The sequence below is a fragment of the Gluconobacter sp. DsW_058 genome (genome assembly GCF_002153615.1).
GTDB lineage: Bacteria > Pseudomonadota > Alphaproteobacteria > Acetobacterales > Acetobacteraceae > Gluconobacter > Gluconobacter cerinus.
Genome location: NZ_JOPH01000006.1, coordinates 52,567 through 65,738, shown reverse-complemented (window position 1 = coordinate 65,738; position 13,172 = coordinate 52,567). Strand labels below are relative to the sequence as shown.

At 56.7% G+C, this 13,172-nt stretch carries 14 protein-coding genes and 1 tRNA gene; 13 read left to right on the top strand and 2 right to left on the bottom strand.

The window, feature by feature from the left end; all coding sequences use genetic code 11:
• Positions 1-231: 231 nt before the first annotated feature.
• Positions 232-321: transfer RNA gene (locus tag HK24_RS05500), tRNA-Ser, on the bottom strand.
• Between the two features lie 226 nt (positions 322-547).
• Between HK24_RS05500 and HK24_RS05495 the strand changes: the two genes are divergently transcribed.
• From HK24_RS05495 to HK24_RS05440, 12 genes are all read left to right on the top strand, one after another.
• On the top strand, positions 548-1,069 hold the full coding sequence (locus HK24_RS05495; protein WP_086633644.1) for a Spy/CpxP family protein refolding chaperone: 522 nt from the start codon (positions 548-550) through the stop codon (positions 1,067-1,069).
• Positions 1,070-1,198: 129 nt separating this feature from the next.
• A complete protein-coding gene (ffh, locus tag HK24_RS05490) occupies positions 1,199-2,614 on the top strand; it encodes a signal recognition particle protein (protein ID WP_064273075.1) in 1,416 nt (471 codons plus the stop codon).
• Positions 2,615-2,654: 40 nt separating this feature from the next.
• Entirely contained in the window at positions 2,655-3,005 is a 351-nt protein-coding gene (rpsP, locus tag HK24_RS05485; RefSeq protein ID WP_086633648.1) for a 30S ribosomal protein S16, read from the top strand.
• Positions 3,006-3,036: 31 nt separating this feature from the next.
• Positions 3,037-3,579, top strand: coding sequence for a ribosome maturation factor RimM (gene rimM, locus HK24_RS05480; RefSeq protein WP_086633643.1), 543 nt, complete (start codon positions 3,037-3,039; stop codon positions 3,577-3,579).
• The gene (trmD, locus tag HK24_RS05475) at positions 3,576-4,280 is read left to right on the top strand and encodes a tRNA (guanosine(37)-N1)-methyltransferase TrmD (protein ID WP_046901338.1); all 705 of its coding nucleotides are present in this window, start codon (positions 3,576-3,578) and stop codon (positions 4,278-4,280) included. The genes rimM and trmD overlap by 4 nt, the downstream gene beginning before the upstream one ends.
• A gap of 24 nt (positions 4,281-4,304) precedes the next feature.
• Positions 4,305-4,697 carry a 50S ribosomal protein L19 gene (gene rplS / locus HK24_RS05470; protein ID WP_010504000.1) on the top strand — a complete coding sequence of 131 codons (393 nt, stop codon included), beginning with the start codon at positions 4,305-4,307 and terminating at the stop codon, positions 4,695-4,697.
• Between the two features lie 20 nt (positions 4,698-4,717).
• Complete coding sequence (gene leuC, locus HK24_RS05465; RefSeq protein ID WP_086633642.1) at positions 4,718-6,145, top strand: 3-isopropylmalate dehydratase large subunit; 1,428 nt, start codon at positions 4,718-4,720, stop codon at positions 6,143-6,145.
• A complete protein-coding gene (gene leuD, locus HK24_RS05460) occupies positions 6,145-6,771 on the top strand; it encodes a 3-isopropylmalate dehydratase small subunit (protein ID WP_064273079.1) in 627 nt (208 codons plus the stop codon). The genes leuC and leuD overlap by 1 nt, the downstream gene beginning before the upstream one ends.
• On the top strand, positions 6,768-7,877 hold the full coding sequence (gene leuB / locus HK24_RS05455; protein ID WP_086633647.1) for a 3-isopropylmalate dehydrogenase: 1,110 nt from the start codon (positions 6,768-6,770) through the stop codon (positions 7,875-7,877). The genes leuD and leuB overlap by 4 nt, the downstream gene beginning before the upstream one ends.
• Positions 7,878-8,042: 165 nt before the next feature.
• On the top strand, positions 8,043-9,245 hold the full coding sequence (locus HK24_RS05450; RefSeq protein ID WP_086633641.1) for a pyridoxal phosphate-dependent aminotransferase: 1,203 nt from the start codon (positions 8,043-8,045) through the stop codon (positions 9,243-9,245).
• Positions 9,242-10,453, top strand: coding sequence for a pyridoxal phosphate-dependent aminotransferase (locus HK24_RS05445; RefSeq protein ID WP_086633640.1), 1,212 nt, complete (start codon positions 9,242-9,244; stop codon positions 10,451-10,453). The genes HK24_RS05450 and HK24_RS05445 overlap by 4 nt, the downstream gene beginning before the upstream one ends.
• Positions 10,454-10,494: 41 nt before the next feature.
• Entirely contained in the window at positions 10,495-12,183 is a 1,689-nt protein-coding gene (locus HK24_RS05440) for a M3 family oligoendopeptidase (RefSeq protein ID WP_086633639.1), read from the top strand.
• Positions 12,184-12,232: 49 nt separating this feature from the next.
• On the opposite strand, the gene HK24_RS05435 is transcribed toward HK24_RS05440, so the two are convergent.
• Positions 12,233-12,757, bottom strand: a complete 525-nt coding sequence (locus HK24_RS05435) for a thioredoxin family protein (protein ID WP_369826510.1) — start codon at positions 12,755-12,757, stop codon at positions 12,233-12,235.
• A 72-nt stretch (positions 12,758-12,829) separates the two neighbouring features.
• Here HK24_RS05435 and HK24_RS05430 point away from each other — a divergent pair, with 72 nt between their 5' ends.
• Positions 12,830-13,168: a hypothetical protein gene (locus HK24_RS05430; protein WP_086633637.1), complete on the top strand. Its 339-nt coding sequence runs from the start codon at positions 12,830-12,832 to the stop codon at positions 13,166-13,168.
• The last annotated feature ends 4 nt before the right edge of the window (positions 13,169-13,172 follow it).

Sequence of the window (13,172 nt, the reverse complement as noted above, 5' to 3'; positions counted from 1 at the left end):
CATACTCCAATCAACGCAAGGAAAATGGAATCACAGAGCAGAACTCAAAACCAGAGGGTTTTTCGAACCCTCCAGGTCACATCGGGAAATTTATAACGGGAAATTTATAAAACGACGCATATCGCGTCCGAGCGCCGCGCGATGACGCATTTTTTAAGATGGGTCTCAAGGTGGGGTGAATTTCGAAAAATCAAATAACTCTCTGAAAAAGCCAAGAATTTTTGATTTATCTGGCGGAGAGGGTGGGATTCGAACCCACGGTACGCTTCCACGCACGGCGGTTTTCAAGACCGCTGCCTTAAACCACTCGGCCACCTCTCCAGACCCCAACCGTAAAATCGGGAGTCGTGTCCTGCGTGCAGGACGTGGGCGGCTACATGCGATGAGATGGCGCTCACGTCAAGTCTCCTTCTTTGTTACATACCTTGGAGGGGTTTACTCTTCGAAACAGGACATGGGGCGTTTTGTAACGAAAAAACTGCCATCTTGAAGGGAATGGGGCGGGAACGCTTTTTCGCCTCTCATCACCATCAAGGATATAGCATCCATGACGGCATTTCGTCTTTCTGTTCTTCTTCCGGCTCTAGCTTCCGTTGGGCTGTTGGCTGGTTCCGCACTGGCACACGCCCATCCGGGTGCGCCTGGACCGCAGCCTGATGGCATGCATGGCAGGCCGGGTCCTGGGGGCATGCTTCCGCCGTTCCCGCCGGGAATAACTCTGACTGAGGCCCAGAAGGCTCAGGTCCATAAGATTTTCAGCCAAGGCCATGAGGAGATGAAGGCTCGGCATGAAAAGCTGAAGGCTCTTCGGGACAAGATCCGCACAGCTCTCTCTGTGGAAGGTGATCTGGATCGCACGCTCCTCGCTGATCTGACCAAGCAGGAATCCGACCTGCATGTGCAGGAAGCGCAGGCTCGACTGGAGACGCAGGAGAAGCTCCATGATATCCTGACTTCTGAGCAGCGCCGTCAGGCGAACGCGACCATGGAGAAAATTCGTTCGCTCCATGATCAGTTGGACGCCATTATGGGCCATCCGCCTGAAGATGGGCCGCCGCCTGCACCCTGATTTCTAAGGTTGAGGCGCTCTATTGCTTGACGTCCGCGTCACGAAGCGATAGAGCGAACCTGTTTCCGGACACGCCACATCGCGAAGGCTCGCGCAGTGGCGTGTTTCTGCTTGCTATAAGGTGGCCCGTTGTTCGATCAACTCTCAGGTAAGATGTCCGGTGTCCTCGAAGGGCTTTCCAAGAATGGAAAGCTCTCGGAGGCTGATGTCACCGAGGCCATGCGTGAAGTTCGTCTCGCGATGCTGGAGGCGGACGTCGCGCTGCCTGTCGTGCGGGACTTCGTCAATAAGGTGCGTGAGCGTGCAGTTGGTCATGAAGTGCTGGAAAGCGTTTCTCCTGGCCAGGCTGTCGCCAAAATCGTTAACGATGCCCTGATTGACGCGCTCGGCGGCGCCGGTGTTGCTCCTCTGAATCTTTCAGCCGTGCCGCCAGTTCCATTGCTGATGGTTGGTCTGCAGGGTTCGGGAAAGACCACGACGTCGGGTAAGATCGCCCTGCGTCTCTCTTCCCGTGAGCGCAAGAAGATTCTTCTGGCGAGCCTGGATGTGCAGCGTCCAGCAGCGCAGCTCCAGCTTCAGCAGCTTGCTGAGCGCGTCAACGCGATTACAGGGCTGGTAAAGTCTCTGCCAATCGTAGCGGGGCAGTCGCCGGTAGATATCGCGAAGCGTGCGCTGGAAACAGCCCGTCGCGAAGGCTACGATATCGTCATTCTCGATACCGCTGGCCGACTGTCTATCGACGAAGCTCTGATGGACGAGGTTCGCGAGATCCGTTCTGTCACGAACCCGGCAGAAACGCTGTTGGTCGTGGACGCGATGACGGGGCAGGATGCGGTCAATACAGCCAAGTCCTTCAATGAAGCCGTCGGTATTACCGGCGTCGTCATGAGTCGAATGGATGGTGACGCCCGTGGCGGTGCCGCACTGTCCATGAAGGCCATTACGGGCGCACCGATCAAGCTGACGGGTTCTGGCGAAAAGCTGGAAGCGCTCGAAGAATTCCATCCGGAACGTGTGGCTGGCCGCATTCTGGGGTTGGGTGACGTTGCTGGCCTCGTGGAACGCGCAGCGGAAACGCTCGACCACGAAGAAGGCGAGCGCGTAGCCAAAAAGATGCTCGCCGGTAAGTTTGATCTGGATGACTACGTGTCCCAGATCAACCAGATCAACCGTATGGGGTCGATCTCGGGCATTCTCGGCATGCTTCCTGGTATGGGCAAGATCAAGGATATGCTGGGTGACAAGGAGATCGACACATCGATCTTCAAACGTCACAAGGCCATCATTTCCTCGATGACCAAGCAGGAGCGCAAAACGCCGGGAATCATCAAGGCATCCCGTAAAAAGCGGATCGCCTCAGGTTCTGGAACGACGGTTCAGGAAGTGAACCGTCTGCTCAAGCAGTTTGACGACATGTCCACAATGATGAAGCGCATCAGCAAAATGGGCCTTGGTGGCCTGATGCGCGGAATGGGTGGGGCAGGTGGTCTGGCCGACATGATGAAGGGGATGGGCAAGCCCGGTGGGCGCCCGCCTTTCGTCTGATCAGCATCAAGTTTTCAAGTTTGTTTTTCAGGAGTTTTTCATGAGCCTCAAGATTCGTCTTTCACGCGCTGGTGCCAAGAAGCGTCCGTACTACCACATCGTCGTTGCAGACAGCCGCAGCCCGCGCGATGGCCGTTTCATCGAAAAGGTTGGCGCATACAACCCGATGCTGCCGTCCGGCCATGCTGATCGTATCCGCCTTGACGGCGAGCGCATCCAGCATTGGCTGTCCAACGGCGCGCAGGCAACTGACCGCGTTGCACGTTTCCTCGGTAACGCTGGTCTGGCTCCGAAGCCTGCTTACAGCGAGCAGCCGAAGAAGTCCGCTCCGAAGGCCAAGGCTCAGGCTCGCGCTGCAGAAGCAGCCGCTGCTGCAGCTGCCGCAGCCTGATCTACTGCTGACGTTTCAGGACGCTTGATCCGTGCCACCCTTTAAACCTGACAGTGATGTCCTGATCGCGACCATCGGTCGTCCGCATGGCGTACGCGGTCTGGTTCATCTTCATGCTGCTACTGATGATCCGGCTTCTGTCGAGATGTTCGGTGCGCTGCATGATGAGCGCGGGGTTGTATGGACAGCAAGCTGGGTTTCTCCCGGGGTGGCTGCTCTGACAGATGCTCAGGGGAACACTCTGCCAGACCGCACAGCTGCCGAACGACTGGTTAACCGTCGTTTGTATGTTGCGCGTGAGCTTCTGCCGGCTGTCGAGGAAGACGAGTTCTATCATGCCGACCTGATCGGCATGACTGCAGTTTCCGAAGATGGCGAGGTGCTTGGAACCGTCTCCATAGTTCATGACTATGGTGCGGGTGTCAGCATCGAGATTGATCGAGGTCTGATTGTTCCATTCACGCTGGCCTGTGTGCCGCATGTCGATCTCGCGCACCGTCGCGTGACCGTCGTGCCGCCAGTTGAAGTCGAGGTCGAAGGCGATCTCGATGGAGAGGTACAGGTCCGGGCATGAGTTGGCGCGCTGACATACTAACCCTGTTTCCGGACATGTTTCCGGGGCCGCTTGGATTTTCCCTGGCGGGCAGGGCGCTCGAACGTGGCATCTGGTCCTGTGAAGCGCATGATCTGCGCGCTCACGGACAGGGCCGCCATCGTGCGGTGGATGATACGCCATTTGGTGGTGGAGCTGGCATGGTGATGCGGGCGGATGTTTTGGATACGGCTCTCTCGGCGCTTCCCGCGCTGGATGGTCGACCCGTCATCTACCCGACACCCCGCGGACGTCGTCTCTCGCATGAAGATGCGGAGCGGTTTGTGGCTGGGCCCGGTGTTGTCGTCCTCTGCGGGCGTTTTGAAGGGGTAGACGAGCGCGTACTGGAAAAGCACGACATCGAACAGTTCAGTATGGGCGATGTCGTACTGTCAGGCGGAGAAATTCCTGCTCTGACTCTTCTGGATGCGTGTGTACGGCTGCTTCCCGGAGTTATGGGGTCTGAGATCAGCGGACAGGACGAGAGTTTTGCCGAAGGTCTGCTAGAATACCCGCAATATACCAAGCCGGCAGTCTGGGATGGGCGCGAAGTGCCTGAAATCCTTCTGTCCGGTCATCACGGCGCCATTGCCCGCTGGCGTCATGAACAGTCAATCGCAGTCACGAAGGCGCGTCGCCCCGATCTCTGGGATGCGTACCTGGCGCGACAGCAGGTTCATTGAATTTTTGTTTCCAGGAGTTTGGTCATGAACATTATCCAGCAGTACGAGGCGCGCGAAATCGAGCGTCTTTCCGCGGCTCGCGCCGTTCCGGAATTCATCGCAGGTGACACGGTTCGCGTTGGCGTCCGCGTTGTTGAAGGTACGCGTGAGCGCGTGCAGAACTTCGAAGGCGTTGTCATTGCCCGTTCCAACAAGGGCCTGAACAGCAACTTCACTGTTCGCAAGATTTCCAACGGTGAAGGCGTGGAGCGTGTGTTCCCGCTGTACGCTCCGTCCCTCGCCAGCATCGAAGTGGTGCGTCGTGGTAAGGTGCGTCGCGCAAAGCTGTACTACCTGCGTGGTCGTTCGGGTAAGTCTGCACGTATTGCAGAGCGCCCGCGCGATCTGCCGAAGGCTGGCGAAAAAGCCGCTTCCTAAGTCAAGGTTGGAGTATAAGGATGCCCGTTTCTTCTTCGCCCAGAACCCTGTTTGACAAGATCTGGGCCGATCACGTTGTTGACCGCCTCGAAGACGGGACGTGCATCCTATACATCGACCGTCACCTCGTTCACGAGGTGACAAGCCCGCAGGCCTTTGAAGGTCTGCGGATGGCCGGACGTCGCCTGCGTCGTCCGGACGCAACAGTCGCCGTGGTGGACCACAACGTCCCCACGTCCGACCGTTCCCAGCCCATTGAAGAGCCGGAAAGCCGTCTCCAGATCGAAACGCTGGAGAAGAATGTCGCTGAGTTCGGCGTTCCCTATTTCCCGCTGCGTTCCGCGTCTCAGGGCATCGTTCACGTTGTCGGGCCAGAGCAGGGCATTTCCCTGCCAGGTATGACGATCGTTTGCGGTGACAGTCATACCTCGACTCACGGCGCACTCGGCGCCCTTGCATTTGGTATTGGCACCTCCGAAGTCGAACACGTCATGGCGACCCAGACGCTACTCCAGAAGCCCGCAAAGAACATGCGTGTTTCTGTTGAGGGCAAAGTGGGTCCGGGCGTGACAGCCAAGGACATCATGCTGGCCATTATCGGTAAGATCGGTACGGCAGGTGGCACTGGCCATGTAATCGAATTTGCCGGCTCTGCAATCCGCGATCTGGACATGGCAGGGCGTATGACGCTCTGCAACATGTCCATCGAGGGCGGTGCAAAGGCTGGTCTGGTCGCACCCGACGAAACGACTTTCGCATACGTAAATGGCCGTCCGTTTGCACCGACGGGTGAAGCGTTCGAGCATGCCTGTGCTTACTGGCGTACGCTGGCATCGGATGAAGGCGCTCATTTCGATACGGAAGTGACGTTGAAGGCCGAAGACATTGTGCCTTCCGTCACATGGGGTAACAGCCCGCAGGACGTTCTGCCGATTGATGGCATCGTGCCGTCCCCGTCTGATTTCAAGGATCCGGCACAGGCTGCGCAGGTTCAGCGCGCTCTGGATTACATGGGTTTGACGGCTGGCCAGAAGATTGCCGGAACGCCCGTTGATGTGGTCTTCATCGGCTCCTGCACCAACAGCCGTCTGGAAGATCTGCGCGCTGCTGCTGAAGTTGTGCGCGGTCGTCATGTTGCGAAGAACGTTCGCGCGATGATCGTGCCGGGATCGGGCCTCGTGAAGGAAGCCGCCGAAGCCGAAGGGCTGGACAAGATTTTCCTTGATGCCGGTTTTGAATGGCGCGAGGCAGGCTGCTCGATGTGTCTGGGGATGAACCCGGATCGTCTGACGCCGGGACAGCGTTGCGCGTCTACGTCCAATCGTAACTTTGAAGGTCGTCAGGGGCCGGGCGGCAGAACGCATCTGTGTTCCCCATCCATGGCTGCCGCGGCGGCTGTCACGGGCACGCTATGTGATGTGCGTGAGCTGATGAAGGAAACCGTCTGATGGATAAGTTCACGGAACTGACCGCCATTGCGGCTCCGATGCCGAATGAGAACATTGATACCGATCAGATCATTCCGGCGCGCTTCCTGAAGACCATCCAGCGCACGGGGCTAGGCAAGAACGCCTTTGCCGCGCAGCGCTACGACGAGAATGGCAACGAGAACCCGGACTTTGTTCTGAACAAAGAGCCGTATCGTCAGGCTGAAATCCTCATCACCTATGACAATCTCGGTTGCGGCTCGTCTCGTGAGCATGCGCCGTGGGCTCTGCTGGATTTCGGCATCCGCTGTGTCATCGCGCCGAGCTTTGCCGATATTTTTTTCAATAACTGTTTCAAGAACGGTATCCTGCCTATCCGTTTGCCACGGGAAATCTGTGACGAACTAATGGGTGATGCACGCCAGGGTTCGAATTCCCGTCTGACGGTCGATCTGGAAAAGCAGATCATCATTCGCCCCGACGGGAATGTTGTGCCGTTTGAAGTTGATCCCTTCCGCCGTCACATGCTGCTCGAAGGTCTGGACGATATTGGCCAGACGCTGGCGCATGATGCGGAAATCAGCAGCTTTGAACATCAGGCCAGCCGCGCATGGGTGCCGTCAATCAGCATGGGAACTGCAAAATGAGTGAAGCCCACAAGCTTCTTGTTCTTGCCGGTGATGGTATCGGCCCGGAAGTCATGCGTGAAGTTGCACGGATTGTGCATTGGCTGGACGCAAACCGTGGCCTGAAGCTGGACATTACGGAAGAACTCGTTGGCGCGGCTTCCCTTGCAGTCCATGGCGTTCCTATCCGTGATGAGGTTATCGACCTTGCCCGGAAGTCTGATGCGGTTCTGTTTGGCTCGGTTGGTGATCCGGCCTGGGGTCATGTCGGGTTTGACAAGCGCCCTGAAGTGGCCATTCTGAAGCTGCGCAAAGAGCTTGAGCTTTTCGCAAACCTTCGTCCGGCCCAGCTTTTTGATGCGCTGATCGACGCATCTGCCCTGAAGCCGGAAGTGGTGCGTGGGTTGGATATCATGATCGTCCGTGAGACGGTCGGTGGTATTTATTTCGGTGAGCCGCGTGGCATTGAGACGCTTCCGGATGGTTCCCGTCGTGGAATCAACACGGAAGTTTACACGACGTCTGAAATCGAGCGTGTTGCCCGCGTTGCTTTCGAGATGGCCCGTCAGCGCGGCAATCGCGTATGTTCCGTCGAGAAGTGCAATGTGATGGAAAGCGGCCTCCTGTGGAAGGAAGTCGTCACGGATCTGCACAAGCGCGAATATCAGGATGTGGAATTGTCTCACATGCTGGCCGATAACTGCGCCATGCAGCTCGTTCGTAACCCGAACCAGTTTGATGTGATCGTTACGGGCAACCTGTTCGGCGATATTCTGTCTGATCTGGCGTCGATGCTGACGGGTTCTCTGGGTATGCTTCCGTCTGCAACGCTTGGCATTGTCCGTGAAGATGGCAAGCGCAATGCGCTGTACGAGCCGATCCATGGCAGCGCGCCGGATATCGCTGGCAAGGGCATTGCAAACCCGCTGGCACAGATTCTGTCTTTTGCGATGCTGCTACGTTACTCGCTCAACCGGGCTGAAGATGCGGAACTGATTGAAAAGGCAGTGTCCAACGTGCTGGCAAGCGGCCTGCGCACCGCTGACATCATGTCTCCAGGCATGGCGCGCGTTGGTACAGATATGATGGGACAGGCCGTTCTGCGCGAAATGGAAAAGCTGGCCTGATTTTATCTTAAATTGTCTCTGCTTAAGGGCCGGGTAGTTCCATAAAGGAACTGCCCGGCTTTTTTTGTGCACAAAAAACGTGTCAGTCATGTGCCGATGGGCTGTGGTCAAATGAGGGCGGACGGCGCTAGGGTCTCTGCGCGATAAAGCCACCGGGAACCCATCATGTCTCTCATTGCCGACCGTCTGAACCGTATTCTGCCGAGCCAGACGATTGCGATTACCCAGAAAGCCCGTGCCCTGAAGGCAGAGGGCCGCGATATTATCAGTCTTTCAGCTGGTGAGCCGGATTTTGATACGCCGGATTTCGTCAAGCAGGCCGCCATTCGGGCCATTCAGAATGGCGAGACGAAATACACGGATGTTGCAGGTACGATGCCGCTGCGTGAAGCAGTTGCGGCCCGACTGAACGCTGATTTCGATCTGGATTACCGCGCCGAGGAAATTTGCGTTTCGACGGGTGGCAAGCAGGTTATTTATAATGTGATGGTTGCTACTCTGAATGCGGGCGATGAAGTCATCATTCCGGCCCCGGCCTGGGTGTCTTACCCTGATATCGTCTCACTGGCAGACGGAACACCTGTCGTAATCCAGACAACGGCTGAGAATGGTTTCCGCCTGACGGCGGACCAGCTTCGCGCTGCCATTACGCTCAAGACGAAATGGCTGATGCTGAACTCGCCCTGCAATCCGACAGGTGCAGCTTATGACGAGCATCATCTCAAGGCGCTGACTGAGGTTCTGTTGGAGCATCCGCATGTATGGATCCTGACGGACGATATGTACGCCAAGCTGATGTATGAAGGCGCCGTGGCCAAGACGTTTGTGCAGGTTGAACCGCGTCTGCGGGACCGGACGGTGACGATGAATGGCGTGTCCAAGGCCTATGCCATGACCGGTTGGCGAATTGGCTTTTCCGCAGCGCCTGTGGAGCTGACGCGCCAGCTGATCAAGCTGCAAGGACAGAGCACGAGCAATCCATGCTCCATTGCTCAGGCTGCGGCCAAGGAGGCCGTTTCAGGCCCGCAGGATTTCATTGGGGAAATGGTGAGCGTTTATGAGCAGCGCCGCAATCTTGTGGTGTCCATGCTCAATGACGCACCTGGCCTGAGCTGTGCAAAGCCGGAAGGAGCGTTTTACGTCTTCCCATCGATTGAGGGAACGCTTGGAAAAACGAGTAAGGGTGGCCATCTGATCGACAGTGACGAGGCCTTTGTCACGGCTCTTCTGGATGAGACGGGCGTTGCCGCAGTTCATGGAAGTGCTTTCCTGACGCCCGGATATTTCCGGATTTCCTATGCCACCAGCACCGAGCTTCTGAAGGAAGCCTGCACCCGCATTCAGCAGTTCTGTCAGGGCCTGTCATGACGTTTCGCATCGCATCCCGTCTGGCAACACTCCCCAAGCCAGCCACTATTGCTATGGCAGCGCGGGCCCGCGAATTGCGGGCGGAGGGTGAAGACGTCATTTCACTTGCCCTTGGACAGCCGGATTTTCCATCACCGCCAGAAGCCATTGAAGCCGCTTATGCAGCCGGGTTGGCTGGTGATACGGGTTATCCTCCCATTCCGGGCCAAAAGGCGCTGATTGACGCCATTATTCATAAGTTCAAGCGGGATAATGATCTGACGGTCACATCTGACCGTGTTATGGTGGCCAATGGTGGCAAGCAGGTCATCTATAATGCTTTTGCGGCAACGCTGGATGACGGGGACGAGGTTATCGTTCCTGCGCCTTATTGGGTCAGCTATCCACTGATTGCCCGGATGCTGGGTGGGACGGCTGTTGAAATTCCCTGCCCGGAAGAAAATGGTTTCCGGCCTGATGCAGCGACAATCAAGGCTGCGATTACGCCTAAAACCCGTTGGCTGGTTCTCAATTTTCCGAACAATCCCACCGGTGCCATTCTTGAACGTCATGACCTTGAAGCCATTGCCGATGTCTTGCGCGAGGCGCCGCATGTTCTTGTCATGTCTGATGAAATTTACGAACACCTGACGTTTGATGGTCGCAGGCATCTGTCCATCTTGCAGGTAGCGCCTGATCTGGCAGACCGCATTCTGGTTATTAACGGTATGGCCAAGGCTTATGCCATGACGGGCTGGCGCGTCGGTTTTGCCTGTGGTCCGGTGCCGCTCATCAAGGCGATGATTGCAGTGCAGGGGAACACAACGTCCGGTGTTTGCACGCTTGCTCAGGCCGGCTCTGCCGCTGCGTTGAAAGGTGGGCTGGATCGTATTGAGCAGATGCGCGAAACCTACCAGCGTCGTCGGGATAGGATGGTTGAAGCGCTTCAAGCCATTCCAGGGCTGACATGTGCCGTTCCGGAAGGCGCTTTCTACGTTTATCCAGGTGTTGGCGAACTGATTGGCGGCACTTCTGCCAGCGGGCGATTGCTGGATACGGATGTGGCGTTTGCAGAGGCCTTGCTTGAAGAGGCTCATGTTGCGACCGTTCCGGGAACTGCGTTTGGCTTTAGCCCTTATCTGCGCCTCTCATGTGCAGCGTCCGATGACCAGCTTGCAGAGGCATGTCGCCGCATTGAAGGGTTTGTAAAAGGTATCCGCAAAACCTGAGAAGCATGGACGGAAACGGAGCGGAGTGTCAGAATTGGATCATGACACAGACAATCCCTCCGTTCTCTGACCTGTCTTTCCCCCGTCCAGACGAAGTGTCTCTTAAGGCGCGCTACGCGGACATTTCGTCGCTGCTTGATCGCGGGCAGCGCGAAGAGGCTCTCAGGGCCTTTGACGCCGTTCGGCGAGAGTATGAATCCTGGGCCTCCCACGTTCATCTCCAGTTTTCCCGCAACACGCAGGACGAGACGGCGAAGACGGACCGTGACTACGCGGATCGCCTTTCGCCTGTTGCGACGGACCATGAAGTCATCATCAAGAAGCGTCTGCTGGCAGACTCTGATCGTACCGGTCTGGAAGCACTCCTGACGCCACATGTGGTTCATTTGTGGGAAGCCGACACCACGACGTTTGATCCCCGGATCAGCACGGATCTGGAAGAAGAAGCGCGCCTGACGGGCGAATACACGGCGCTTCTGGCCTCGGCGAAAATTGCCTTTGATGGCAAGGTTCTGAACCTGTCAGGGCTTGTGCCATATTTGCAAGGGGCGGATCGGGACGTCCGCCACGCTGCCGAGCAGGCACGCTGGGCCTTTTTTGAAGAACACGGCGAAGAACTGGATACGCTTTATGGGCGTCTGGTTGAGCTGCGTGACCGGATGGCGAAAACGCTGGGGTTTGAGAACTATATCGGGCTGGGTTACCGCCGGATGCGCCGGACAGATTACGGCCCGGAGCAGGTGGCATCCTTCCGGGAAAAGGTTCTCAGTTCTGTTACCCCATTGGTTCAGTCACTGCTGGAACGCCGTCGCCTTAAAATGGGATGGGACAAGGTCTGGGCCTGGGACGAGGCACTGATCGATTTGCAGGGGAATCCGGAGCCAGCAGGAGATCATGATCTGCTTGTGGCTCGGGCAGAAGGCATGTTCCGTGCGCTCGACCCCAAAGGCGAAATGGGTGATTTCTACGTTCAGATGCGGGATCTCGGATATCTTGATCTGAAAAACCGGGACAACAAGGCAGGCGGTGGCTTCTGCACCTCATTCCCGACCATTGGTAGCCCTTACATCTTTGCCAATTTCAATGGCACTCATAACGATATCGGCGTGTTTACCCACGAGATGGGGCATGCCTTCCAGAACTGGAAAAGCCGCGATCAGGACTGGGTCGATCAGCTCTGGCCGACCATGGAAGCCGCCGAGATTCATTCCATGGGTTTGGAATTTCTGACCTGGCCGCAGATTGATACGCTGGTCGAAGACGGGGCAGGGGACCGGTATCGCCGGATGCATCTCATCGATGCGCTCTCATTTTTCCCATACGGTGTCTGTGTCGATCACTTCCAGCATGAAGTGTATGCCAATCCGCAAATGACAGCGGCAGAACGGCACGAGACCTGGGCACGCCTGGAGAAAATGTACATGCCCTGGCGGGACTGGGGCGATCTGGCTTATCCGGCGAAGGGTGGTCGCTGGCAGGCCCAACTCCATATCTATCGCCTACCATTTTATTACATTGATTATGCTCTGGCTCAGTGTTGTGCACTGCAACTCTGGCTTCGTTCTCGTATGAATCGGGAAGCCACGTTCGAGACATATCGCAAGCTGTGCTCGGAAGGCGGCTCCAAGCCGTTCTCACAGCTTGTGGCTGATGCCGGTCTGGTATCCCCGTTTGAGGAGGATGCTTTGGCGGAAGTCGTTCATGAAGCCGAGCAGGAACTCGGAATCTGAGGCAACGGTTCTGGCTCTGAAGGGTAACTTCAGAGCCAGAATGAAAGGTTTATCCGCGACTGTTCCACTCGGAGATCAGGTCAAGAACGGCCTGTGGGGACATGCTGCGAGCATTCCCGAGAGCTTTGGAGCCGTCGCCGTTCAGGGCCTTGCCATCTGGCGTCACGATAATGACGGTCGGAACGGCCTTGATCGTCACGTCGTATTTCTGAGCCAGATCGAGATTGGTGTTGATGCGCCCGACATTTACCGGGACGATCACAAACTGGCTGTCCAGCCATGCCTTGGCGTCGGGCAGGGCAAAAATGCCGGAGAGCATTTTGCAGTCCGGGCACCAGTTGCCGCCGAAATCGAGAAGCACTTTACGGCCCGTTTTGGCAGCGAGCGCAAAGGCATCGCGCACCTGCTCCTGGGCGACGGACGTGTCTGGATAGGGTGTTGCGACCGGCGGGGCTGATGTTTCCGTCAGTTTGGGCGCAGGCGTACTTGCAGCCTGCGCTGAAAAAGGTGCGGAAAGCGCCAGACCCAGTCCGGCGGCGGCAAGAAGGGAAACGCGCATAAAAAAGGCTTTCATTGATCGAGTGGTCTGCATCACATAACGCAGTGTCACAGCAAAACGATTAAAGCCTACTTCATTCGGAAGGTCATGCTTTTGATAACGCAACACGGTTCACCCTCATCGCCCTCCGCTCAGCAGGGTGCAGAAGTCAGTATTCTGGAGACGCTCCTGAGGACCGTCGTCCTCGTTGGGCTAACCCTGGCGCTTGCCGCCATTTTTCGTTTCTGGGAACCTGCCGTAAAGCTTTCTCAGAAGACTGCGGCGACGCATGCCTGGCAGTCGCTTTACAGCGTGTTTCATATTGAAACGGCGCTCGGGCGGGAACAGCTCATTCTTGTGGGTATTATTCTGTTCTGTTTTGCCGTGGCGCTGATCGTTCAGGTGGCTGGGCTTTTTGCTCTTAAGATGATCAGAAACAGATCCTGACGTC